This window comes from Curtobacterium sp. VKM Ac-2887, assembly GCF_015350935.1.
GTDB lineage: Bacteria > Actinomycetota > Actinomycetes > Actinomycetales > Microbacteriaceae > Curtobacterium.
This window is the reverse complement of record NZ_JADKSB010000022.1, coordinates 24,574-47,604: the sequence shown is the minus strand read 5'-3', so window position 1 is coordinate 47,604 and position 23,031 is coordinate 24,574. Positions and strand designations below refer to the sequence as shown.

The 23,031-nt window shown below is 66.2% G+C and carries 25 protein-coding genes; 14 read left to right on the top strand and 11 right to left on the bottom strand.

Annotated elements, in window-relative coordinates; genetic code table 11:
- The first annotated feature begins 29 nt into the window (after positions 1 to 29).
- Together istB and ITJ69_RS18010 are read left to right on the top strand one after the other, a co-directional pair.
- Positions 30 to 806, top strand: a complete 777-nt coding sequence (gene istB / locus ITJ69_RS18015) for an IS21-like element helper ATPase IstB (RefSeq protein ID WP_194673574.1) — start codon at positions 30 to 32, stop codon at positions 804 to 806.
- Between the two features lie 85 nt (positions 807 to 891).
- On the top strand, positions 892 to 1,095 hold the full coding sequence (locus ITJ69_RS18010; protein WP_194673573.1) for a hypothetical protein: 204 nt from the start codon (positions 892 to 894) through the stop codon (positions 1,093 to 1,095).
- 159 nt (positions 1,096 to 1,254) lie between these two features.
- Here the strand turns inward: ITJ69_RS18010 and ITJ69_RS18005 are convergent, their stop codons facing one another.
- The gene (locus tag ITJ69_RS18005; protein WP_228506078.1) at positions 1,255 to 1,608 is read right to left on the bottom strand and encodes a GntR family transcriptional regulator; all 354 of its coding nucleotides are present in this window, start codon (positions 1,606 to 1,608) and stop codon (positions 1,255 to 1,257) included.
- A 131-nt stretch (positions 1,609 to 1,739) separates the two neighbouring features.
- Between ITJ69_RS18005 and ITJ69_RS18000 the strand changes: the two genes are divergently transcribed.
- Positions 1,740 to 1,886 (top strand): hypothetical protein, encoded by a 147-nt coding sequence (locus ITJ69_RS18000; protein ID WP_194673571.1) that lies wholly within the window; start codon positions 1,740 to 1,742, stop codon positions 1,884 to 1,886.
- 739 nt (positions 1,887 to 2,625) lie between these two features.
- Positions 2,626 to 2,769, top strand: a complete 144-nt coding sequence (locus ITJ69_RS17995; RefSeq protein WP_194673570.1) for a hypothetical protein — start codon at positions 2,626 to 2,628, stop codon at positions 2,767 to 2,769.
- A 34-nt stretch (positions 2,770 to 2,803) separates the two neighbouring features.
- Here the strand turns inward: ITJ69_RS17995 and ITJ69_RS17990 are convergent, their stop codons facing one another.
- Positions 2,804 to 3,193 carry a helix-turn-helix domain-containing protein gene (locus tag ITJ69_RS17990; RefSeq protein ID WP_194673569.1) on the bottom strand — a complete coding sequence of 130 codons (390 nt, stop codon included), beginning with the start codon at positions 3,191 to 3,193 and terminating at the stop codon, positions 2,804 to 2,806.
- A gap of 533 nt (positions 3,194 to 3,726) precedes the next feature.
- A complete protein-coding gene (locus tag ITJ69_RS17985; protein ID WP_194673568.1) occupies positions 3,727 to 4,686 on the bottom strand; it encodes an NAD-dependent epimerase/dehydratase family protein in 960 nt (319 codons plus the stop codon).
- Positions 4,687 to 4,850: 164 nt separating this feature from the next.
- On the opposite strand from ITJ69_RS17985, the gene ITJ69_RS17980 reads away from it, so the two are divergent.
- On the top strand, positions 4,851 to 5,336 hold the full coding sequence (locus tag ITJ69_RS17980) for a GNAT family N-acetyltransferase (RefSeq protein WP_194673567.1): 486 nt from the start codon (positions 4,851 to 4,853) through the stop codon (positions 5,334 to 5,336).
- Positions 5,337 to 5,479: 143 nt separating this feature from the next.
- Here the strand turns inward: ITJ69_RS17980 and ITJ69_RS17975 are convergent, their stop codons facing one another.
- Entirely contained in the window at positions 5,480 to 5,815 is a 336-nt protein-coding gene (locus ITJ69_RS17975; RefSeq protein ID WP_194673566.1) for a histone-like nucleoid-structuring protein Lsr2, read from the bottom strand.
- Between the two features lie 157 nt (positions 5,816 to 5,972).
- Here ITJ69_RS17975 and ITJ69_RS17970 point away from each other — a divergent pair, with 157 nt between their 5' ends.
- On the top strand, positions 5,973 to 6,281 hold the full coding sequence (locus ITJ69_RS17970; protein ID WP_194673565.1) for a DUF4190 domain-containing protein: 309 nt from the start codon (positions 5,973 to 5,975) through the stop codon (positions 6,279 to 6,281).
- Positions 6,282 to 6,365: 84 nt separating this feature from the next.
- Here ITJ69_RS17970 and ITJ69_RS17965 read toward each other — a convergent pair whose 3' ends face one another.
- Entirely contained in the window at positions 6,366 to 6,596 is a 231-nt protein-coding gene (locus ITJ69_RS17965) for a hypothetical protein (protein ID WP_194673564.1), read from the bottom strand.
- A gap of 234 nt (positions 6,597 to 6,830) precedes the next feature.
- Here ITJ69_RS17965 and ITJ69_RS17960 point away from each other — a divergent pair, with 234 nt between their 5' ends.
- On the top strand, positions 6,831 to 7,874 hold the full coding sequence (locus ITJ69_RS17960; protein WP_228506070.1) for a hypothetical protein: 1,044 nt from the start codon (positions 6,831 to 6,833) through the stop codon (positions 7,872 to 7,874).
- A 386-nt stretch (positions 7,875 to 8,260) separates the two neighbouring features.
- Here ITJ69_RS17960 and ITJ69_RS20590 read toward each other — a convergent pair whose 3' ends face one another.
- Positions 8,261 to 8,464 (bottom strand): hypothetical protein, encoded by a 204-nt coding sequence (locus ITJ69_RS20590; RefSeq protein WP_228506068.1) that lies wholly within the window; start codon positions 8,462 to 8,464, stop codon positions 8,261 to 8,263.
- 392 nt (positions 8,465 to 8,856) lie between these two features.
- On the opposite strand from ITJ69_RS20590, the gene ITJ69_RS17955 reads away from it, so the two are divergent.
- The 3 genes from ITJ69_RS17955 to ITJ69_RS17945 all read left to right on the top strand — a co-directional run bounded on the left by ITJ69_RS17955 (position 8,857) and on the right by ITJ69_RS17945 (position 11,661).
- Positions 8,857 to 9,813: a ParA family protein gene (locus ITJ69_RS17955; RefSeq protein ID WP_194673562.1), complete on the top strand. Its 957-nt coding sequence runs from the start codon at positions 8,857 to 8,859 to the stop codon at positions 9,811 to 9,813.
- A 274-nt stretch (positions 9,814 to 10,087) separates the two neighbouring features.
- On the top strand, positions 10,088 to 10,459 hold the full coding sequence (locus ITJ69_RS17950) for a hypothetical protein (protein WP_194673561.1): 372 nt from the start codon (positions 10,088 to 10,090) through the stop codon (positions 10,457 to 10,459).
- 236 nt (positions 10,460 to 10,695) lie between these two features.
- The gene (locus ITJ69_RS17945; RefSeq protein ID WP_194673560.1) at positions 10,696 to 11,661 is read left to right on the top strand and encodes a replication protein RepA; all 966 of its coding nucleotides are present in this window, start codon (positions 10,696 to 10,698) and stop codon (positions 11,659 to 11,661) included.
- 1,468 nt (positions 11,662 to 13,129) lie between these two features.
- Here ITJ69_RS17945 and ITJ69_RS17940 read toward each other — a convergent pair.
- The 5 genes from ITJ69_RS17940 to ITJ69_RS17920 all read right to left on the bottom strand — a co-directional run bounded on the left by ITJ69_RS17940 (position 13,130) and on the right by ITJ69_RS17920 (position 18,901).
- Positions 13,130 to 14,857, bottom strand: coding sequence for a hypothetical protein (locus ITJ69_RS17940; protein ID WP_194673559.1), 1,728 nt, complete (start codon positions 14,855 to 14,857; stop codon positions 13,130 to 13,132).
- Between the two features lie 810 nt (positions 14,858 to 15,667).
- Positions 15,668 to 16,801: an alpha/beta hydrolase gene (locus ITJ69_RS17935; protein ID WP_194673558.1), complete on the bottom strand. Its 1,134-nt coding sequence runs from the start codon at positions 16,799 to 16,801 to the stop codon at positions 15,668 to 15,670.
- Positions 16,783 to 17,700, bottom strand: coding sequence for a hypothetical protein (locus tag ITJ69_RS17930; protein WP_194673557.1), 918 nt, complete (start codon positions 17,698 to 17,700; stop codon positions 16,783 to 16,785). Before ITJ69_RS17930 ends, ITJ69_RS17935 begins: the two co-directional genes overlap by 19 nt.
- The gene (locus ITJ69_RS17925; protein WP_194673556.1) at positions 17,697 to 18,215 is read right to left on the bottom strand and encodes a hypothetical protein; all 519 of its coding nucleotides are present in this window, start codon (positions 18,213 to 18,215) and stop codon (positions 17,697 to 17,699) included. The genes ITJ69_RS17930 and ITJ69_RS17925 overlap by 4 nt, the downstream gene beginning before the upstream one ends.
- A complete protein-coding gene (locus ITJ69_RS17920; protein WP_194673555.1) occupies positions 18,212 to 18,901 on the bottom strand; it encodes a helix-turn-helix domain-containing protein in 690 nt (229 codons plus the stop codon). The genes ITJ69_RS17925 and ITJ69_RS17920 overlap by 4 nt, the downstream gene beginning before the upstream one ends.
- Positions 18,902 to 19,071: 170 nt before the next feature.
- Here ITJ69_RS17920 and ITJ69_RS17915 point away from each other — a divergent pair, with 170 nt between their 5' ends.
- Genes ITJ69_RS17915 through ITJ69_RS17900 form a run of 4 tightly spaced genes read left to right on the top strand, consistent with a single transcriptional unit; the run spans position 19,072 to position 23,029 of the window.
- A complete protein-coding gene (locus ITJ69_RS17915) occupies positions 19,072 to 20,487 on the top strand; it encodes a MinD/ParA family ATP-binding protein (RefSeq protein WP_194673554.1) in 1,416 nt (471 codons plus the stop codon).
- Positions 20,488 to 20,505: 18 nt separating this feature from the next.
- Positions 20,506 to 20,862: a hypothetical protein gene (locus ITJ69_RS17910; RefSeq protein ID WP_131847254.1), complete on the top strand. Its 357-nt coding sequence runs from the start codon at positions 20,506 to 20,508 to the stop codon at positions 20,860 to 20,862.
- The gene (locus ITJ69_RS17905; RefSeq protein ID WP_194673553.1) at positions 20,862 to 21,605 is read left to right on the top strand and encodes a hypothetical protein; all 744 of its coding nucleotides are present in this window, start codon (positions 20,862 to 20,864) and stop codon (positions 21,603 to 21,605) included. The genes ITJ69_RS17910 and ITJ69_RS17905 overlap by 1 nt, the downstream gene beginning before the upstream one ends.
- On the top strand, positions 21,605 to 23,029 hold the full coding sequence (locus tag ITJ69_RS17900) for a hypothetical protein (RefSeq protein ID WP_194673552.1): 1,425 nt from the start codon (positions 21,605 to 21,607) through the stop codon (positions 23,027 to 23,029). Before ITJ69_RS17905 ends, ITJ69_RS17900 begins: the two co-directional genes overlap by 1 nt.
- The last annotated feature ends 2 nt before the right edge of the window (positions 23,030 to 23,031 follow it).

Genomic DNA, 23,031 nt, shown 5'->3' with positions numbered 1-23,031 from the left:
GCAAAACCACGACGCAGACCGACGCACCGATCCCGAAGAACAGCGAGCAGGTCGCTTCCAAGCTCGCCTACCTCGCCCGAGCGTTGAAGACCCCGACGATCGGACGGGTCTGGGAAGACCTCGCCGATCGCGCCAGGGACAGCAACTGGGCGCACGAGGAATACCTCGCCGCGGTCCTCGAGCGGCAGGTCGCGGACCGGGAGTCCGCTGGCACGATCATGCGGATCCGGACCGCGCACTTCCCGCAGGTGAAAACGATCGAGGACTTCAACCTCGACCACCTCCCATCGCTCCGACGCGACGTCCTCGCGCACCTGGCGACGTCGACGTTCATCGCGAAACAGGAGAACGTGATCCTGCTCGGCCCGCCCGGACTCGGGAAAACCCATCTCGCGATCGGCCTCGGCGTGAAAGCCGCCCACGCCGGCTACTCGGTCCTGTTCGACACCGCGAACAACTGGATCGCCCGTCTCGCGGCCGCGCACCACAAGGGCCAGCTCGAGGCCGAACTGAAGAAGATCCGCCGCTACAAGCTGATCATCGTCGACGAGATCGGCTACATCCCGTTCGACCAAGACGCCGCGAACCTCTTCTTCCAACTCGTCGCGTCCCGCTACGAACAGGGATCGATCATGGTCACCAGCAACCTGCCATTCAGCCGGTGGGGCGAGACCTTCGGCGACGACGTCGTCGCGTCAGCCATGATCGACCGCCTCGTCCACCATGCCGAGGTCCTCACCCTCTCCGGCGATTCCTACCGCACCCACGGCCGCCGCGACCTCATCAACCAGACCGAGAACAACTAAGCTCAACAACCCCAGAAGGGGTCCGCCCCAGTTCGGCACAAAGGGGTCCGTTCTACTTCGGCGTCAACAGCAGTAGCTTCAGCGAATGGACACCGTAAGCGCGAAGGTACTGGGCACAGGTGCGATCGTGTTCGGGCTCATCTTCATCGTGACGTCCATCGTGCGCTTGAGTCGTCCAGACCTCGACGTCCTGCTCGCGGTTCTGAACATCATCTTCGGCACCCTCTTGATCTACACCGGCTTCAGACTGTGGCGATCCGCTCTTCGCGGAACGAACCGCGACCGATAGGCGATCCTCTTCCGGGCGGTATCCGGACGGTGCTGGTGCCAGGGTGTCGTCCAGGAAACACCCGGGCGGGCGTCCCGCATTGCCGGAAGGGGGCCAGTGTGCCGTTGGCGAGCATGGTCTACCAGACGGCATCCCCACCCCACTTGCCTACGCCGTCGGTTACCCAGCTGTCACTGACGGCACCGATGGTCGGTCGTCAGATGCGGTGAAGAAGTCGCGGTAGCGGACGGGGCCGGCGATGAAGTAACCGTCACCGGGTACCGACCGCACCACACCGTCGACTATCAGTGCCCGGTACGCGTTCAGGATCGTGTGGATGCTCAACCCGGACGTTGCTGCGGCGACTCGGTACGGCGGCAACTGATCACCCTCCACAAGGACGCCATCGGCGATGGCGTCCCGGACGAGCTGCTCCACTCGTTCCTGCAACGACCACCCCGACCGACGATCAGACGACAGCACCACCCGGAACCTCCCTACCGCGCTCACGCCGGCAGGATGTTCATGGCTCATTGGGGTGTCCCTTGTCTGTGAGAAGCGCGGGGTGAGACACCGGATCAGTAGCAGCCCACCCCGCTGACAGCGGGAACCACCCAGCTGCTGTCCACAGTCTGCCTCAACCATGCCCTCGTACCGTGCAGTCGATGACGAAGCCCTCACCGCGCCGCCGGAAGCCCGCCCCGGTTCGCCGGCCGCCCGGGAGCCCGCGCATGCGTTGGTGGCAGTGGGCGCTCATCGGTGCCCTCACTACCGGTACCGCCACGCTGGTCGTCGCAGCGCTGCTGAAGTGACCCCGCTCAGTGCGGTCCGCGGGACGTTGGTGGTTCCCGGGGGCGACGCAACGTTCGGGTCATCCCGCCACCCCCGGGATAGCGCACTCCCCCACCAGCCTCAAGGCAGGAAAGGCAAGTCTCTCGAACGGGAAACGAGTGTCACGCAAGCATCACTGCCGCGGAGCGCTCCGCACAGCATAGAACCGACGTGGTGCCGGCGGCACCTTGCTGTCCGGTTCCCCGGGAGAAGTTCGGGATGTCGGCCACGCACCAAACGCCGCCGACATCCCGCACACGCCACATCCTGACCCGAACAGGGGGCGCACCACCAAGCGTGCGAGCACGCGCATGTGCGGACAAGTCGGCACTACAGAGGACCACTGCTCCGAACCGGGGTGTCTGGCTGTCACCCGAAGACAGCCAGACATTCCCCCAGCGCGACGATGTCGCGGTGTCGGATCCGGCCGCGGTGTTCCCTGTCCGCGTCCGTGAGGCCTACTCAAACACGACTGATGGAACCTAGAGAGCCCCACAACAGGGGGAATAGCCGCCTACCCCTGTCGTAGGGCCGCTCCGGGCCGGCCGGATATCCACCAAGCGCACCTGGCGAAGAAACAGGTCGCGGACAGAACAAGCGGAGCGCCATGCTGACCCGGCATACGACGGGCACCGCGACGGCGGGAGTGGGGATCCTGTGGACACGAGAGCGGAGCTCGAGGAGCTGCGGCGGGATCCCGCGGAGTGGCACCGTCGGGGTATGTACCACCCCGACGAACTCGCACAGCTCGTGCACCGGCGGATCCTGCACGGCCAGGCCGGGATCGTCTACGCCGACTTCTTCACTGCGGCCACGACCGACACCAGCGGCAGCGCAGCAGTGACTGCTCGCAGGACCGCGTAGTACCCCGTCCGACTGACGGCGCCAGGTGGCGTGTTCAGCGAGGAAGCTGATCGCGGGCTGCGCGAACAGTCTCGGACGGCGTCTCCCCGTACTGGGCACGGTAGTAGCCGGAGAACCGGCCGAAGTGCGGGACACCGACCTCAGCCGCGACTGTCATCACCGACCGATACGGGTTCGCGAGCAGCATCTGTCGAGCCCGATGCATCCGCAACAGCCGCACCACAACCGACGGCGACATCCCCAGATCCCGCTCGAACGCCCCCTGCAGACCACGCTTGCTATAGCCGCTCGCCGCCGCGATCTCGGGCGCCGTCAACCGTCCCCGATACCGCGACTCTATACATGCCAGCGCCCGGACCACCGCCGGCTTTTGCGCACCAACATCAATGCCCACTGCTGCGAACTGGCTCGTCGAGGTCGACATGCACCGACCGTAATCCCCGCATCGGGATAGCGCACGGCTACGACGAGCTCATCACGGCGCCGCACAGTTGCCTGGTCAGTCACTACTTCGGCGGCGACCAGCTGCGACCGAACGCCCGCGTGAGGACCACACCCCAATCCGGGTCAGTGATCGTTCCCGTCGACGTGACCGTGCTGAACTCGCCACGCTCATACTGCAACGGTGGCTGGCCCACCCGGTGGGAACCGAGATGCTCGGTGACCGTCCACGTCTTTCTGGACGTCTCCGACGACACCAGCTCGAGCTGCAGACGGTGACCATGCACCGAAACGGTCGACGGGAGCTTCGGGATACGAGGCGGCATGCGCACAGTCCACCCCCTCCCCGGTCCACGTCGCCGCAGACACGCACGAACTCGACCCGCTCGAGCAACTACCCTCGCCAGACCATCAACGATTGGGGATGCACCAAAATCAGCACGCCTAACATGCCCATCAGCTGATCCTCTACCGGCCAGCCTTCAGCACGCCAAACCACGTCCGTTAGCCGATCGGCTACCGGACGTTGAGGAGGACGGTGTGCTCTTCGGATGCAGAGAGGCCTGAACGGCGTGGCCGGTCCACACCCCGCGAGCGTTCGCCCGCGAGTACTTCGGTCACTGTCGCTTCGAGTGACCTCGCACGGCCGCCTGTTTCCTGGAACGCTTGTGCCGAACGGCGCGCGAACGAAGCAGCCGAGAGGGGCAGCCACAGCGGCAGCGACCGAGGTCCCGCCCAGTAGTGAACGCCCTGAGCGAGGAGCATCTCGTCTTCGACTTCCACGAGTTCACCGTCGTAGCCAGTGACATCCATCACACGGCGGAAGAACTCACTCATCGCCACCACGTCTCCGACCGCGTTCACGACCCCGGTCGATCCCGCACGGCCCGCGCCGCCGATCCAGGTCGCCAGATCGGCGACATCGATGACCTGAACGAAACGGCCTTCGCTCATAGGGACGAGAGTCGGTCCGCCACGGCTGAATCGCGCGGGCCAGTACCCAAACCGGTCACTCGGGTCGCCGGGGCCGACGATCAGGCCGGGCCGTGCGATCAGGAGACGAGACCCCACGCGTGCCGCGCTGCTGCGCTCGGCGGCGACCTTGGCGTCCGCGTACTCCGTCAGGTCCACTGGCTCCACGAGCGACGCGGACTCGTCGGCATCCGGTTCGTCGTTCGAGGCGTACACGGAAACCGTCGACACGAGCGTCCAGTGAGCGGCGCCGTCAGCAAGCACGTCGAGGGCCGGCTCGACGAGGTCGGGCTCGCACGAGAGCTCGATCACCTCGTCCCACTCACCACTGACCGGCTCGTAGGCTCCGGCTGCTCGCCGATCTACCTGGATCAGATGCGCACCCTCGGGCACGTCACCTGACTCGCCACGCGCGAGGCAAGTGACATCGGCCCCCTCCGCGACGAGATCTCGAACGATCGCATGCCCCAACCATCCAGTCCCACCCAGCACCAGTGCTCGCATGACCACAGTCAAGCGGGCAAACAACACCTCGGGTCATGTGTCCGCTGCGGGCGAAGCCGAGGCACTGCAATAGCGGATTAACTGCCGGACGAGCGCGGCGTCTGCGCGCGCCTCACCGGTAGCGGATCGGCAGACGGACGCGAGCTCGATGGGATGATCGGCTGATGATTCTTCGAAGTGCTCGCCTCTCGCTGGAGCCGATTTCACCGGACCTCGCCCGGCGGATCATTGAGCGGGATGAGTTGCCTGGAGACGACTGGCACCGCGAGTATCCCTTGGAGGATGAGCTCAACCCGCTGGAGTCCCTCTCGGCTGCTGAACCGACGAACTCACCGTTCACGATGTACTTGGTTCGGCGGGCTGAGGATGGGAGAGCAGTCGGAGGCTTCGGTTTTTTCGGTCCGCCGGATGCGACAGGCCAGGCGGAGTTCGGTTATGGCCTCGTCTCGTCGGCGCGTGGGGCAGGTCTTGCAACCGAAGCGGTTCGGTTGGCGCTCGACCATGCATCTTCGTGGGGTGCTCGCATCGCGGTCGCGGACACCGACCTCGAGAACATCGCGTCGCAACAGGTCTTGATGAAGAACGGTTTCGTCGAGGTCGACCGTGACGAATCCCTGGTCTACCACCGGCGCAGCTTCGCGTCTCGATAGTCGATCCTTGGGTTCAGCCCGTCGACGGGCAACACCTTGTCACGATGCTGCGGGAACGGCCGGGCGGTCAGTGTCGTGACAGCCCGGCCGGAGCCCCAGTGACTGAGCTCAACGCGAGCGTAACCAGAGCAGAGCAGGCGTTGCTAGTGGGCAGCGTCGTACGCGTCCTTCACGGCCTGGCTGATCCGGCCCCGCGGCGCGACGTCGTGGCCGTTCGCTGCCGCCCACTCGCGGATCTTCGCCAGCTCGTCCGGATTGCTGCGCTGCGCAGTCCCGGATCCGCGACCACCACGGCTCGAGACTTTCCGAGCCGCAGCGACGTAGTCCGAGAACACCTCGCGCAGCGCGTCCGCGTTGTCGTCGGACAGATCGATCTCGTAGTGGCTGCCATCGAACGAGAACGTGACGTTCTTGCCGCCGTGCTCGATGGTGTCGCCGGTGAGGTCGTCAATGAGGTGAGTGGTGACTTTCTGTGCCATGCCCTCTTGTGTAGCACTCCGGTGCGAAAAACACGATGTGCGCGCCAGCAACAGAACCGCCATGCTAAGACTCGCGCAAGGCCCTGCGCCCTCGAGATCTCCACCGTTTCCGGACGGTGGAGATCGTGGATATCCCATCATGAAAGGACGCGACGCGATGAGCGACGCCACGCCCTCCCATCCCAACCCCTACAACAGCAACGCGCAGCCCTACCAGCAGTCGCCGGGTCAGTCGGACCGGTACAGCGTCCTCGCGATCGTCGGATTCGTCCTCGCGTTCGTGGTCAGCATTGGCGGGCTGGTCGTGTCGATCATCGCGCTCACGCAGATCAAGCGCACCGGTGAACGTGGCCGCGGGCTCGCTCTCGCCGGCATCATCATCAGCGCCCTGTCGATCGTGCTGTCCATCGTCTTCGCGATCGTCATCTTCGCCGCCGCCGCGAACGCACCGTCCTACAGCTACTGAACCGACAACATCCGCAAGACCCCACAACAGCTCACCGCTACGCCAGGCACCCTCGGCGTGGCGGTGAGCTGTTCTGCGGGCGGATCACTTCGGCGGTGACCAGCTGCGCCCGAACGCCCGCATCAGCACGACACCCCAGTCAGCATCGGTGATCGTGCCCGTCGAGGGGTCCGTGCTGAACGCGCCGCCCTCGTAATGCAGTGGCGGCTGCCCCACCAGGTGCGCGCCGAGCTGCTCAGCGACATGCCACGTCTTCCGCGCCGTCTGCGACGGAACCAACTCAAGCTGCAGCCGGTGCCCGTGCACCGACACCATGGACGGGAGCTTCGGGACACGAGGCGGCATGCGCACAGTCCACCCCACCCTGCCCCGAACCCCCGCAGACACGCACGCGCACACGGGCCGTGCGCCGACCGCTGGGCCAATCCGGCCACATGCGACCAGCCGATCAGTTCCGATAATGGTGCTTCTCGGAACGTCTTGGCGGGGGTGGAAGCGACCAGCCGGCACCGGGTTACGGAATGTCGGCGGTTGTCGGGACGGTGAAGCATGCCTTCAGCAGACACCTCAGTTGATGAACCCGAGAGCCTCCCGATCCCCCGACGAGCCGTGTACGCCATCACTTTGAGCTTCCTGGTCGGCATCTTCTGGATTGGGGGCATGATCGCGGGCAGCCTCCCCGACCAGAGCCGATCGTCAACACCGACGTTTACGTGGATGCCGGAGTGGGGCGTCGCACTAGGCGACACCACGGTGAATGCGTTGCTCACGTACTCCACGGTCACGCTGGTGCTCTACGGCATCTCCATCGGCGGGCAAGCCGCGTTCACCGACAGTGAGCACCGCCGCAGGATCCGTCGGAGCGTCGGAGCATTCGGCGTCCTCCTTGCGGCATCAGCGCTCACACTCGGGACGTTCGCAGTCGCGGCGACCTTCGTTAATCCACACCGTCTGCCGGCGTTGGTCGTGGTGATTCCGATGGTGATCCTCTGCTGGGTGCTCGGCCTCGAGGTCGGCCGCTTCATCGTCCCCGCCCACCATGTTCAACTCGGCGCCGCACGTCAGGCAAGAGACATCACCGTTCAGCGTCTCGGTGCGCTTCCGCGACCAAGCAAAAACATCTGGACCGCCCACTTGGTCACCATCGGCTACGGCGTCGTCGCCGGGATCGTGACCGGGTGCGTCGTGCAACTCATCGTCGGGCGAGGCTTCATGGCGGGGTTCCTCGTCGGAGTGATCGGTACGTCAGCCGGACTGCTGATGCTTCTGCAGATCAACGCCGGCACCATCGAAGCCCCAACCCGTGCAAGCCGGCTCTGGACTCGCGGACTCTCGTTCGCAGGTTACGTTGCCCTTGTGCTCCTCGTGAACACCGGGCTCGCGATCGCGGCACCAGCAGCGACATACGGCTTGCTCGCCGTCACCATCGGTGAGCTACTGCTGCCGGCCCTGTTCCACCGTCCGCCCACTCGACTACCCCAGTGGGTGGTCGAACTCTCCTTGTCAGGGGCGATCGCACGCGTCGCCGCAGACGACCTCACTCGGGGCCTGAAGACCACGCAACGCCGCATCGACGACCTCGAGGCGCTGTAACACGGGAAACGCAGCATGTCTCTGCGTGCACGGGTCGCCGCAGCTCTCCGTGCACTGCGATAGAAGCCGCGAGACGTCCCCTCCCCTAACTGATCGATCGGACTTCTTCCCCGTCCCTGGAGGCGACGTCTTCGTTCGACTCCGCGCTCCGCTTCTCAGTCGTCGACTCCCGGTGGAACGAGTGGTGCCGAGGCAAGATCCGGAGGTTCGCTGACCCGACACAGACCTCGCGAGGTCTTCTGTCCAGCCCTCCGGTCCCTCGTTGCCGAGTCCCTCCCGACAGCAACTACGTCAACGGACCAGAAAGACCTCGCAGGACTGGTCACCAGCTCATCCCTCACGTTCTGTCGTGCGGCATTGCTAGAGGCGACACGGTGCAGCCCTCGCTAACTGGTGATGCTGGCGTTACCTGGAACGCCGGTACCGCTGGTGAAGCCGGTAACGCCGGTAACGCCGGTAACGCCGGAGACTGACGCCGTGGCGGCATCGCCCAGAAAGCGGAGCAGGGGTACGTGTTCCACATGGCGGGTGCTCGGAATGGCGGCTGTGTGCCGCTCTGCGCAGCGATACACCCACTTCAAGGTGATCACCTACGGACTCCCCCGTATGCCCCGCAGCGGCGAATTCGTGCAAACTGGTGACGCCGGCAGTGCAAGTTAGGGCTAACCAGCACCGCCGGTTGCACCATCGCTTCCATCTGCACTGACGCCTGCCCGCACGCCGACCGTGTCAAACTGGTGACACCGGAAACACTGGTACCGCCAGCAATCTGGCGCAGCGCCAGTTAGCGCAAACCGGCCCTGCTGGTAACGGCTTAACCGCCGGTTAAGCCAAACCGGGCACGTTGGCGACGCTGGTCACACCAGCATGCGGAGCAAACCGCTACATTGGACTACAAGCGAGTGTTGACGCGTGCCCAGCCTCGCCAGGACTACCAGCGTCACCAGTTAGCGAGGGTCCCTAACGAAGGAGAATCAGCCTGATGGCTTCCAGCATCGACCGAACCAACCTCCAACGAGTTGTCGCCGTCATCAACAACAAGGGCGGCGTAGGCAAGACGACCCTGTGCGCGAACGTCGCCGGGATCATGGGGGAGGGGAATTGGCGCGTTCTCGTCGTCGACCTTGACCCTCAGGGGAACCTGGGCCTCGACTTTGGCTACCACGGCACTGACCGTGACGACGATGGTGCGGGCCTCTCAAAGGCACTCCTGTATGGGGATCTGCTTCAGCCCATCGAGGTCCGCCCCAACGTTGAGGTCGTCCCGGGTGGACGGCTGGTGGAGTACATCAACACCAGCCTCGCGCAGCAGTTCGGGCAGTCTGGCGAAGCCGCCACTCGGGCCCGGCTCAGCCTCGCGTCGGCGTTAGCGAAGATCGGCGACCAGTACGACCTCATTCTTCTGGATTGCCCGCCCAACACTGACATCATCCAGTCGATCGCGGTGGCCGCAGCCAGATACATCCTCATCCCAGCAAAGGCCGACGAGGCGAGCTACCAGGGGCTAACCCTGACGGCCGAACGCCTCGACAAGGTCATCGACATCAACCCGGAGGTGGATCTTCTAGGTGTGGTGAACTTCGACTCGAGCGCGAGCGAGACGGTGGTCCGTCGTGACTTTGCTGAATCTGTGGTCCAAGCGCTCGGGGGAGAAGAGGCTCGCGCAAGCGTGTTCGAAACGTACGTGCGTCACTCCGGCTCGACGGCGAAGGCAACGCGTGAAAAGCGACTCCTGGTTCACGAGCTCGACAAGAAGGTGAAGACGGGGGAGAAGTGGTACGAGTCCATCAAGCGGGGTGTGAAGCACGTCGCTCCGGGGCCGCAGTCTGCGGGGAGCGTGGCTGACAGCCTCTACGCAGTTACGCAGGAGCTCATCGTTCGTCTCACGGAGAAAGAAGAGGAGGCGGCGCGGGCCGCGGAGGTGTCTGCGAATGTCTGAGGCGAGCGGTCGCGAGATCCCGGCGCCGCCACGGCGTAATGCTGGCGCGTCAACGCTTCTGCGTGCGAACAGGAACCCCCGTGTCACCGCAGAAGAAGAGCAGCCGTCTGCGGGGGAGCGGACCGTGGCGCCGCCGCCTCCACGTCCCGCTCGGCAGCGGCCACAGCAGATGGCATCGCCAGCACCAGAAGGAGCCGATCTCTCCACCAGGGTGGCAGTTCAGGAGCGTTCGTCGGAGCCGACGCCAGTTGTTGCCGAGACCAAGAACCCACCGGTGGCGGAGTCGGGCACGGTATCGGAGTCTGAGACCGAGCCCTCGGGAGCCGTGGCTCCCGAGGTGGCGGAGCCGGCTCGTTCCAGGCCGTCCACGCCGTACACGCGGCGGCTCGGAGAGGCGTCCGAAGACCTCACTGACGACGACATCGTTAAGGTGACGTTCGAGATTCGGAAGGGAGACCGGGAAGCCTTCAACGCCGCTCACGCGGCAGCGAAGCTCTTCGAGGGGTACCCGTTCCCGAAGGACCTCATCGTCGCCATCTACAACGCTGAGACGAAGCGGCTGCAGGACCAGTACAACAACGGTCACCCGTTCCCACGGTCGGGCAAGAAAGCGCCCCGCGGGCGACCGATCCAGTCGGACCGGTAGCGCGAGGGCAGCGTGGGGCGATCGGATGCCGACCGCAGCAGCATGTGCGACGTCCGAGGCAAGATCCCGACACGCCGCGACCGCTACCGCGTGGGTAAGTAGTCCGCGAGCACTGTTGCTGTAGCACCAACTCGGATCGGGGGAGCGCCAGGCATAGTGCGCTCTGCCGGGTGGGACGCAACGAGAACCCGCGCTCGCGCGCGACGCCTGCATTCCAACCTGCCCCGGAGGCACCCATGGGTGACGAGATCTTTAACGACACGGAAGCGACATCGAAGTCCACCGTTGCGGCACCGATCAGCATCGACGAGACCACGTTGCGACTGGTCAACTACGCCGCGAACCTCGAAGGTGCTGACGATGATGCGATGGACGTCGGCTATTCAGCGAGGCTCTGGGCACAGGTTTCCCTGCCATACCGAAACCCGGGCAACATCCCGTACTGGGAGCGCCGCAATGGCAACGTGTCCCTGATGATGCAGCCGGCGCTCCTTCTCGACCACACGACGGGGGAGCGGCACGCTGCGTACCCGTACGGAGTCCTCCCTCGCCAGGCGATGAACTGGATGGCGACCGAGGCCGTCCTCACTCAGAGCAAGGAACTCGAGCTGGGCCGGTCCATGAAAGCGTTCATGGCCAAGATCGGGCTCCACCACGGCGGCCGCGACCACAAGCGTGTCTCCGACGGCCTAAAGCGTCTTTTCGGCGCCAACCTCAGCGTCGAGGGCCTCGAAATTAAGGAAGACGGGCACGGTGAAGCGATTGAGTACTTCCGCATCGCAGACAGCGTTCGCCTCTGGTTCGGCAAGGACGACATGGAGGACAACGCCGGCCTCTGGCAGTCGAAGGTGACCCTCTCTGACCGGTTCTACGACTCCATCGTGAAGTCCCCGGTGCCCATCGACTTGAACGCGATGAAGGCGCTCGGCAAGTCAGCGATGCGCATGGACATCTACCTCTGGCTCACGTATCGGATGTTCTACCTGCGCACACCAACCCGCATCAAGTGGGCCGACCTGAACCTGCAGTTCGGCGCCCAGTACACCCAGCCGCACAAGTTCAAGGCGGCGTTCGAGGGGCACCTGAAGGCCATCAAGATCATCTACCCGGAGGCCCGTGTAGAGCCGACTCAGGAGTACCTCATCCTGCGGCCGTCCAAGCCGCACGTGGAACCTACGAAACCGCGCCGTCAGGTGGAGTAGTAGTCCGCGAGCTCGAAGGGGCGGAGCACCTGATGGGGTGCTCCGCCCCTTCCTCTATGTCGGTGAGGACCAGATACCCACGCGTCGACAACAACGACGCGGCCGGCCGGACCACTGCGTGTATGTGGGTATCTGGTCCTCACTTGCCGTCGTCTCTTCACGGGTACGCCTCACACAGTCGGTGCTTGTTGGCGTGTTGCCGTGGGTATCGGGTCCGCGGCCGTCGGGCGCTGGTCCGGAGCGTGGGTATCTGGTCCGCACAACGACGCGAGAAGCGGAGGCGGACGACGTGGGTATCCGGTCCTTCGCCCAGCCCCGTCGGCCACACCGCAGTGCGTGGGCATCTGGTCCTCGAGCGTGGGTATCCGGTCCCTTCTGTAACTAGCTCAGCAAGTGTTGCTCCTACAGTTATGGAAGACCCGGCGTGAAATGTGGGTATCTAGTCCTCCTCGCCGAGAAAGAGGGATATTGTCGCTCGGTGTGGGTATCTGGTCCATGGCTCGTACCGGGTGCTCGATTCAGTTCGTGGGTATCTGGTCCCCGTGAGCCCATCGATACTCAACGGTGTGGGTATCTAGTCCGCGCGTGCCGCGGCGGGGGCGAGGGGGGACCGGGTATTTGGTCCAGCTGCCGGCGATGGAGGGAAGCGACAGCGAGCGGGAGCGCCTGTCGAGGCTGCGAGGGCAGCTCGTGCATGTCGGTATCTGGTCTTCTAGACAGTGCACTCCAAGAGGAGCCCAGCTTGGTCGCTAAGACGTCGTCCCGGTCTGGAGTGTCTGTTCCTCGGTGGACGTCAACTTCTCGAGTCAAGCCGGCGTCAGCCGACGTGGGTATCTGGTCCTCGGCGGAGGGGGCAGTGACGTTCGACGACGGTCGTCGAGGTGTTCGGGGGAGTGAGGTGCTCAGGCTGACGTTCTCGTTCAATGGAGAGCTCTGGAGCTGGCCGTCTGTGGAAAACGAGGGTGCCCTCTGTACTTACGTTGGTTCGAAGGGTTAATCAGCTACAGGGGAGAACTACAGGAAGAGCTACAGGGGAACGGGCTGCCGCCGGTCGCATCGGCGCGGTTACGCGGATCCGAGAGGGCGCGCATCGATGCTTTCGGACCAGATACCCATGTCGAGCGGACCAGATACCCATGTCCTCCGGACCGGATGCCCACGGAATCGGACCAGATGCCCACGCAAATGCCGTGGGCATCTGGTCCCGATCCTGCTCGGCCTGTGGAGAACTCAGGCGCCAGTGTTCGCTCGTCGTCGTCTGGCTTAGGCGTCTGCCAGCCGGGTGCAGCGAGAGTCATCCGCGACGCGGACGATGTCGATTATGGCTAAGGCGAAGCCGTACGGGAACGGTGCCCCGGTTGAATTCGTTGAGCCAGCTAGTAGCCGGTGGTCGCGGTGAGCCGGCTAGGCATCTGACGTACCGGCACCCTAACGGCGTAGGTGCAAGGAGTGAACGTTCGGCACGGGGCTAGGCGGCGGGACGTTCGCCCATGCGATCGCTGAGGAGTGTGTGGCGTCGAGCGATCTCGACGAATTGGCGAGCAAGCCGGAAGTCGGCGCGGCCGTCGTTGGTGCGTGGGTGCTTCCCGTGCCGGTTCGTGCCGTCGTCGTAGAGGGTGATGGCGTCGGGGGAGGGGCGTCGTCCTGGTCGTTGCCGGCTGGGAGAGGCCATCCATGCCAACTCGCCTTGCCACCAGGCCCAGACCTCACGCTCGACGGCGTAGCGGCGTTCGCGAGCGTGGAGCGTGCCGGCGGCGCCGATGCGGCGGGCAACGTCGTCTCGTGCCCTTAACGGAGCAGCAGCCCATCCCTGACGAGTCCAGCGAGTTAAGCCGTACCGCTGGAGTGTACGGAGGGTCTGAGTGTCGTCGAGAGTGGGAGTGGTTTGGATCTTCGCGTACAGGTTTCCGGTGTGTATCCCCAGGCTTTCTCCGGCAGTGAAAGTGTCATGAGTGCGCGCGTTCTGTTCGTCCGTGAGTCCGGTAAGCAGGTGCGTGCGGTGGGCGGCCCCTGCCCCTCCGGGGCGCGGGTCCGCTTGTGACCGATCTGCCTTCATTTCCCTGTGGAAAGCGTTTTGTGGGTCGATGGACCAGTGGGCTGCGCGAGTGCCTTCGTGAAGGGCGGTGTTGGCAATCCACCCGTCCGCGGCGAGACGTAAAAGGGCCGTTCGGGCAGTTTCCCGTCCGATGCCGCACATGAGGGCCAGGCGGCGGATGTCGGCCTCTACAGAGACGCTGACGGCTTGGAGCGCGAGGATGCTTAGTGCGTCGAGCACGCGTCGGTCTGAGGCGCCGCCTCCGGAGCTCCAGCGACCGGGAGACGCGTTGGCGCGTTCCTGGAGGGCCTCGACGTGGCTGGCGATGGCGCCGGCACGGCCGTCGAAGGTGGGATCATCACCGACGCCGCGAGGGTTTGCAGCAACGTAGCGGACGGCTTTGTCCCATTGGCGTGCGAGGACCCGGCCGGGAGACTGCTCGCCGGTGGTCGGCCGAGGAGCGCGGCAGCTGCCGGCACGGGTGGTGCGGACGTGCTCGAGGCCGGGCTCGTCGCGGAGCGTCAGGACGTCGGCGTACCGCCACCTCGCTGCTGCAGCGCCGACGAGGATCCGCCAGAGGATTGCGGAGGCGTCGCCGGCGGCCGCGTCGTCCTGCAGCGCGGCTTCGCTGCGCGCTGCGAGCGGCCGGCGCGTGCCCGGCAGGTAGAGGCGCCCATGGTGATCCACCGGTAGGGGGCGTCCTGCGGCGAGGGCGGCGTCGGGTGCGGCGGCTGCGGCGAGTTCTCCGATGGCGATCGCCAAGGCGCTCACCTGGTGTGCACGGACGGTCGGCGTCGTGATCGCGTCGATGGTGCCGGCGATCGGGGTCGATCGTCCTCCGTCGCGGTGTGGGCTAAGTGGGGGCCGGAGGCAGCCGGTCGCGGGGTTCGACAGGGGGGCCTTGTCGAGGCTCTTGCAGATGCGAGCGAGGTCGCGGGCGAGGACAGCGACGGTGTCGGCACTGATGCCGTCGACGAGGGCGACCCAGATGTGGCGGCCGCCGGAGGGGCCGGACTGGCAGACCAGGTGCGGCATACCGGCGTCGTCCAGGAGGGCACGGATGGTGCGAGTGTCGGCGTCGACGATCTTGAGTCCGACGTGCTTCGCGTCGAGGTCGAAGCCGAGGTAGCGGTAGCGGTGCTCGTCGTCGGCGAGGTTCATCGCCCACGGCCGTGAGGGGACGTCACTGGTGACGGCGGCTCCGCGGCCCGCATAGGAGTTCTGTACGGCGCCGTACGCGTCGACTGCGGCGACGCGGACTCGATGGCGGGGAGACAGGATACAGGTGAGCGCCCAAGCCGACGTTGTGCCGGCGGCACCGGAAGACGACACGCCGATGGATTCACCCGTGCTAGGCGCAGCAACGTGCGTTACGATGGCGGCACCTCCTCCTCTCGGGGTGGTGGTACGACGAAGGCTCCCGGCTCCAACCGGGCTTCTTCTCTCGGAAGCTCACAACCTGACCTGTTTGGCGACTGATGCAGGTAGTGAGAAACATGACTTGGGGCCTAGCCCCGAACCCCCGCCTCTGGCGGGGGTTCTGTCGTTATACAGCCGGGATAGGCAACTCCACTCGATTAAGCCGTCGGGGGTCCTCAACGAGTGGCATGGCACCGTTTTCGGCGACAAGCGAACGCGCCAGCGCGTCGAGGTAGTAGGCGACTGAGACGCCGCTCGCTTCGGCAGCGTCCTTAAACGCCTGACGGGTCTCAGGAAGCACACGGCCCTGCAGAAGGACCGTCGGGGCGTTCTGCGCTCGGCTGGCGCGGCGTCCAAAGTCGCTCATAGACACACCTTGGCCGGAACATGCATGCGCGCAGCTTTCCGCGGCGGAGTGTCGCGAGACTGCATGCATGCTCCTTCTGTTTTCGGGGTCGGCAACTCAATCGACCGTCGAGCGCGACTCCGTGACGCTGGGTGCCCCGGCCCGTCAGGGCGCTATGTGCAACCAAAGTACTCTATCCGCGCACCTTAAGCGCCGTGAATAGAGCCACAGTTCTGGTAGAGGAAACTTGCGATCGAGCCGTGGAACAGCTCGGGCTCACGGTTGAGCTCCATGCCGTGGGGGCATGGCGCGATCTCCACGAGGGTGGCTGCCGCACCAGGCGCGGCGGCGAAGCGCTTGGACACCTCGAGGGGGACATCGCGGTCGCCAGAGCTGTGCACGAGGAGGATCGGCAGCCCCGCGGGCGGGGTCGGACGCATCCAGCGCATGGGGATGGCCTTCCGGAGGCCAGCAAAGCGCGCAAGACCCGGGATCGTGAGCGTGAGAGCCCCCAGAGACCCAAGGAACCCCGGGAAGCCTGCCTTGGACGCGCCGGCACGCAGGGCAGCGAACCAGTCGAGGGCTGGGCAGACCAGGATCATGGCGTCGATCCGGTCGCGGAGGGTGGAGCGCGCGGCCGCGTGGAGAGCGATCGTCGCGCCCATCGACCACCCGACGAGCACCAGGCGCTCGGCTCCGTGGTTGACAGCGTGACGCATCGCCGCGTCCAGGTCGTGCCACTCGTCTGCGCCGAACGTCGCGGGCAGGCCGCGGCTGTCTTCGATGTCGCCGCGGTATCCGATGACGAGGGAGCTCATTCCGGCGGAGAGGGTGTCGGGTACGGCGCGGAGGATGGCTTGCCGGCCCGAGTGGATCCCGTGCACATGGATGGCCCAGGTGGTGGCGCCGGCGACGGGGAAGTACCACGCCTTCCGGGTGTCGCCGGCGGCGGTGATCGCAACCTCTTCGAAGGAGGACGACACAGATGCTGGCGTGTCGAGGAGGTATCCGCTCCAGACAAGCTTGTCCTCTGCTGCCGGGACGATCGCCGGTTCGCCCAGGATGGTCCGGCGGACGTGGCGGCCGTCGTCGTCGAGCACGTCGCCGACGAGGACGCTGTGCTGGCCGTCGTGGAAGTACACGCGGTACTCACCAGGGCACCGTGTCTGCTCGTCCGATGGGACGGTGATGCTGGCGGAGTCGACGTCGACGTCGACGACGGTGACGGTTCGCTTCGGGCGTGGGTGAATCGCCTTCTTCGCGACCACTACACCCGCGGCGGTGGCGGCCGCGATGACCGTCAGGGTGGCCGCCCCTGCTGCTACACCGATAGCGCCCATGCGGTGACTCCCTTCGCGAGCCGTTCATCGACGCGCTGTAAGTAGCGCTGCTCTTGTTCTGTGACCTCGAGCCGGCCGGCGACAATCTTGTCGCGGAGCTCGATGTACCGCTGCGCGGCAACCACCTCTGCGCTGCCCTGGAGGCGCAGCGGGGGCCTGCCGGCGCTCTGGTCGCGGGCTGACATGACGAGCAGGCGGAGCGAGATCAGGCGCCACCGAAGGACAGTGATGAGCCGGCGCATGGTCCGCCATCCGTGTGCGACACCGATGGCGACGATGCCGGGGTAGAAGAGGCTGTTGAATACGACGAGCATCGCCCGTGAGAACGGGGTCTGCTGTCCGTCGATGAACACTCTGGTGACGTCGACGAGCTCGGCGATGATCGCGAGCACCACGAGCGCAAAGCCGATGATGAACAGGATGTTCACGCCGCGGGGCTGGGGTAGGAGCACGGCGATGGAATCGGCGGCGAACCAGCCCATCGCGACCATGTAAATGACGATGTGCACCCACGTGGCCGGGTACTGCAGGTGCTCGTGGATGTAAGTCGTGGGTTCCCCGTTGTGATCGGGGATCGCGATGAAGGTGACCGTCTCAGCGATGAGGACGGCGATCAGGATTGGCAGGCGTGACCGAGCCTCCGAGCCAGCGTGAGCGCGTGTGGCGTCTCGCAGGAACCAGAACGCCGCAGTGGCTGCGAGTACCTGAATCAGATCGATCGCGTTGACGTCGCCCAAGAGCGCATCGAGGGGTTCGACGGGCCAGACGACGCCCACCGTGGCGATGCCGACGACGGCAAGCGCGGCCGCAAGGAACGCGGGACGTCGTGCTGCGTTACCGATCGCGTTGACGCGGAGGAGCAGGAGTCCAACGGCAGCCCAGAACGCGGCTGGGATCACGCGAAGGCTTCCTCGCTTGCAGACAGCGTGGACTTCTGGAGGCGTTCGAGGAGGAGCATCGCTCCGCGTTCCGCCACGAGCTCTTCGACGTCAACAGCGCCAGCTTCCTCGAGCGAGGTCCGCACCGGAACGCGTGCCCGTGCCGCGGTGATCTCTGCGGTCACGCCGGCATAGCCGCGCTCCATGACCTCGGCGGGCACGTGGCACCCTCCGTGTCCGGCGGCAATGTGCATGAACTCGTGGAGGATCACGAACAGCTGGTAGAGGCGGGGGTCGTCAGGGTGGAAGTACACCCGTCCGGCGTCTGCAGTGTCGAGGTACAGCCCCGTCACGCTCGCGGGGTGGTCACGCGGAGGGAGTGAGTTCAGCGGGTCGATGATGAGCGGCTTACCGAGCCAGGTCGCCACGGCCGTTCGCAGCGTCTCAAAGGTGAGTGGGCCGGTGGGCAGGGCTAGCTTGGCGATGGCGTCCTCAGCAAGCTGGGTGGTGAGTCGTTGCGTTCGGATCTTCTTCATTCGGTACCTCCCCGCTCGTTCGGCGCCGCGGCGCGGATCGCTTCGGCGATCGCTAGGAGCTCGGCTGGGGTTGCTGCGTTGACCGAGCGCGCTGCGATCCCAACACCAGTTTCTGCCAGGGCGATCTCCACTTCCAGCCGTGCGTCGACGAGGTCGACGACGCCGGGGAGTGCGATGCGCAGCAGGTACTCCGAGGGCACGTCGAAGAAGTCCGCGATCGCCCGGAGGTCGTCACTGGTCACGTCTGTGGGCTCACCGGCGAGGAGGCGTTCCCAGTCGGCACCGGCAAGGAGCCGTCCGCGCTTCGCCAGTGCAGCGCGCACCGCGCGGTCGACCGGCGGAGCAGGGGTGCGGGCGACGTGGAGGGCGACAAGCTTCCGGAGCCGGTAGCCGAGCAGCGCGGGCTCCAGGCGTTCGTCCCGGGGAGCGTGCAGCCGCTCCATCTCGGTGATGGCCGGCTCCAGGAGCTCGCCGACTGACACACCGAGCGCTTCCGCGATCGTCTGCACGTCGTTCGTGTTGAACGAGGTCTCGCCGCGGGTGCGCTTGTAGTAGTAGCCGCGGCTGAATCCAGCCTGCGCGATGAGGGCCGGCGTTGTGATCCCGCGCTGGATGCGGAGGTCGTCGACCGCGTCAACGAACGCCCTCGAGAACTCGTTCGGTTCGCCGCTGCCCTGTCTGCCCACGCGATGACCCTATTGGCGTACTGGAGGAACCCTATAAGCCCCAAACAGAGCGTCAAGCAACACTAATAGCTCTAAATAGAGCATAGTGGTCTGTGTACTGGATCCCGTACCGGCGCAGGTCGACGGTCTGCCTGGGCGGGATCCCACAACTTATTAATTTGGAGGCTCTTTTGGAGACTCAGCACGATGTCGAGGGGCACCGCGCCCCTGACCCTGTCCGCAACCTGTTCCGATCGAGCGAAGCGGAAGTCTCCACCAGTGAGGCGGCGCAGAACGGATTCCGCGGCACGCTGAACCGGTTCGGCTTCAAGCTGCAGCCGGGTGCAGCTGAGCGGCACGCGCGGGAGCGCCGCGCAGCCCTCGAGGCTGCGCGAGCGGTGATCCTGCACAGCGCGTTCACCCGCCCGGTGGGAGTGCTGATCGCGAACCCGAAGGGCACCTCCGGGAAGACACCCGCGACCCTGGGGCTGGCGTCGGCGTTCGCGGCGGTGAAGGGCAACGGGATCTGCGCGCTCGAGGTCGCGGATGACTCTGGGACGCTTGCGCTGCGTGCGGAGGGTGTTCCGCAGCTCGACCTCGGCGACCTGGTGCGCGACATCGCATCGATCCGGTCCTCCGGGCAGCTCGCTGGCTACGCCGTGCAGCAGTCCTCGTTCGTTGATGTGTTCGGCTCCCGGCCGGGGGAGTCCCGTCCCGCGTTGACCGCGGACGACGTCGTGGGCGTCTCGCGGGTGATTGACGAGTACTACCGGTTCCGGTTCATGGACTCCGGCAACGTCGTCACGACGGGGCCGTTCCTCGGCGCGATCGACGTCGCCGACGTCCTGGTCGTGCCGGTGATGATGGCCCGCGACTCCGGCCTGAAAGCGATCGAGATGCTCGACGGGCTGATCGCGGCTGGCGGGCACGCTGCCGAGCTCGCTCGGAACGCCGTGATCCTGCGCATGACGGATGGGCGGCCGGAGAACAGCGTCGACCGGGACGACGTCGTTCGCTACCTCGAGGAGCGCGGGGGCGCACGGCAGTTCGACATCCCGTTCGATGCGCACATCGCGGAACGTCGGGACATCACGTGGGCGAAGGTGTCGCAGGCGACGCAGGATGCGTTCACGTTCGCGGCCGCGGAGATCGTCCGCGTCGTGCGAGGCGAGGCCCCCAGCACGGCCGTTGCACGGCCGAGCGAAGCAGTACCCACTGCGGCAACGTCGTCGCAGGATGACGAGGACCCCGACGGGGCCGAGTCCGCGCCGAGCGCTGACGAGGCGCCTACGCCGGCGCCGGTGTCGGCAGCGGCCGCACCGCGGGCGTCGGTGGTGCCGGCAGTGGCGTCGGATCCGCGTGAGGACTGGGTGACGTGCTCGGAGTGCGGCAAGCAGACCCCGCCCTACACGTACTGCTCGTTCTGCAAGCACCAGTTGACCGACAACGGCAACCTGCAGCGCTTCTACAACCGCGGCCGACGCGCCTCCGGGTACGCCGAGCCCGCGGAAGACCTCCCCGAGCAGCTGCGCGCACTCCCGCCCGTCCCCACCGATGACGACTCCGACGACGACTCCGATTCCGGCTCCGGCCGGGTGTCGGCGTAACCCACGAAAGGACCATCCATGTCTGTTCTGCCCATCCCCACCGCCCCGGTGCCGACGCGCGTCGTCGCAGCGTGCTCGGGGAACAACACGAACCCTTTCTGCGGTGTCACGCCGAACTTCGACTGGCTCGGTGACGGCTTCAACGCTGTCTGGGTGCCGGCCCTTGGCGGTGCGCTCGGGATCGCGCTGATCATCCTGGCGTTCTTCTTCATCAAGGCCCTGCTCGGTCTGCGGAAAGCGCTCGATGCGAAGAAGCCGAACGAGGCCGAGCACGCCCGGAACGTCGCGTTCGGGACCGGGCTGGCGATCGCGGGCGTGATCCTCGCCCCGACGCTGTTCGTCGCGATCACGACCGCCGCGCAGCGAGGCGCCTGATGAGCACCCCCGACCAGCACGAGACGAGCACCGGACATCCGAAGCGGGTCAGCGTCCGAAAGGCTGCGCTGATCTTCGCCGCCGCAGTTGTTGCGGCCGCCCTGGTGGTGCTGATCGTCGTGGCATTGCTGCCCCGACCGACGAGCGCTCCCGCCGCGTCCGCCTCTGCGCCGGCGACGACGTCGTCGGCGACGCCGGGTTCGGCGCCGACGGTGGACAGCCTCGGCACCTCAGAACGGCGCACCGTGTCGGGGTGCGTCGCCGGCGCCGACATCACCGGGGAGGACCTGCTGCAGCTGCGACGGACGAAGGACTTCACCGTCGAGGGCGCCGCGGAGTTCCTCGGCGGGTTCCTACAGGTCACATCCGCGGCCGACCCGGAGTGGCGGTCCGGGATCGACCAGGTCGTGAACATCGCCACCACCGGCGCAGCGCACGACCTGCTGCAGAACCAAGTCTCCGAGGGCACCCCGTACGCGGACGCGCAGCAGCACACCGCCGACCTGTCCAAGGGCGCGTTCAAGGTCGTCGACCTCACCACCCACACGGTGACGATCGACATCGCCGCCGCGACGACCACGGACGGCAAGGCCGACGTGCGGAACGGGCAGACCAACTACACGGGCGGGCAGTTCACCCTCACCGCCACGGACGGCGGCTGGGTCGTGTCGGGGGCGTCCGGTGATGGCGACTGGCGGCAGAACGCCACCCAGACCGGCACCACGTTCACTGGAGGCTGCTGATGGCGTGGTGGCAGGACGCCGGCGCGAGCCTCGCGGGCGGGTTGACGGGCATCGTCGCCGGGATCGTCGGCCACGGTGCGAAAGCAGCATCCGACGTGGTGAAAGCGGTCGAGTTCACCAAGGACCCCGCCGGATACATCACGTCGCTGCTGCAGCAGGGTGTGTACGTGGTCGCCACGAAGCTGGTCCCGCCGATGATCGACGCGCTCCACCCCGACTACACGGCGAAGTGGTGGATCTCGTCGTACCGGGTGTCGTTCGGGATGGCGTTCCTCGTCGCCGCGGCACTGCTGGTGATCTCGTTCGTGCAGACCCAGAAGGGCAAGAACTCCGGCAAGGAGCTCGCCGAGACCCTGTTCGTGGCGCTACCCGGGTTCGTGATCGCAGCAGCGTTCGGGCCGCTGGTCGGGCAGCTGGTCGGGAAGGTGTTCGTCCAGCTCGAGGACTCGATCGCGTTGTGGTCGGTGTCGTCGTCGACGAAGGACTACTTCACCGGCCTCGGCGACGCCGCCGCGTCCGACGATGCGCAAGCGTTGTGGGGGACGGCGCTGATCTCGCAGATCACCCTCATCGGGTTGCTGCTCGGGATGATCGTGGTGGTGTTCGTGCTGCTGATCCAGCTCGCCACGATGTACCTCACCGGCGCGCTGATGTCGCTGTTCCTGGTGTGGCTGATCAACCACCGCACCCGGCACCTGGGAAAGATCGGCCCGACGGTGTGGATCGCGTTGAACTTCGCCCACGCCCTGCTGATCCTCCTCGTGGGTATCGTGTTCCGCGCCGTCGGTGGTCTGCAGATGAAGGCAGTGAACGGTGACGCCGGCGACTTCGCCGTGTTCGTCAACCTCGCCCTGCCCGCGGTACTGATTTGCATGATGGTCTTCGCGCCGATGGCGCTGATGAAGATCGCCTCCCCAGCAACCGCCGCAGTCGGCGGCGGCGGGCAGTCCCGTGACGGCGGGCTGAACAGCCCGAACGGGAACTCCGTCCCGCAGATCCCCACCAGCGGTGGGGGTCGTGGCGGTGGCGGTGGCGGTGCGGGGCCGCAGAGCCCCAACGACGCTGCGCAGAACGGCAGCGGCAGCGGCAGCGGGTGGACACCGTCCACCCAGCCCGCACAGGCCAGCGGGGGCGGTGGTTCTACGACGATCAACGCCATCGGCGGTAGCGGCGCTGGGGCTGGTGGTGCGGCGAATCAGGCAGCGCAGTCCGGCGGACGGAAGACCGCGCAGGCGGCCGCGCAGAAGGGCGCCACCACCGCAGCGGGCAAGGCCGCGACCGCCGGCACCGCAGCAACCGGTGTCGGGGCGCCCGTCGCCGTCGGCGCGGTCCTCGCCAATGCTGCCCTCAAAGCTGCCGCATCCGCGGTGCGTGCCGGCCACCAGGCCGCTGAGCAGGCCGGCGACGCCGGCTCCCACGACTAACC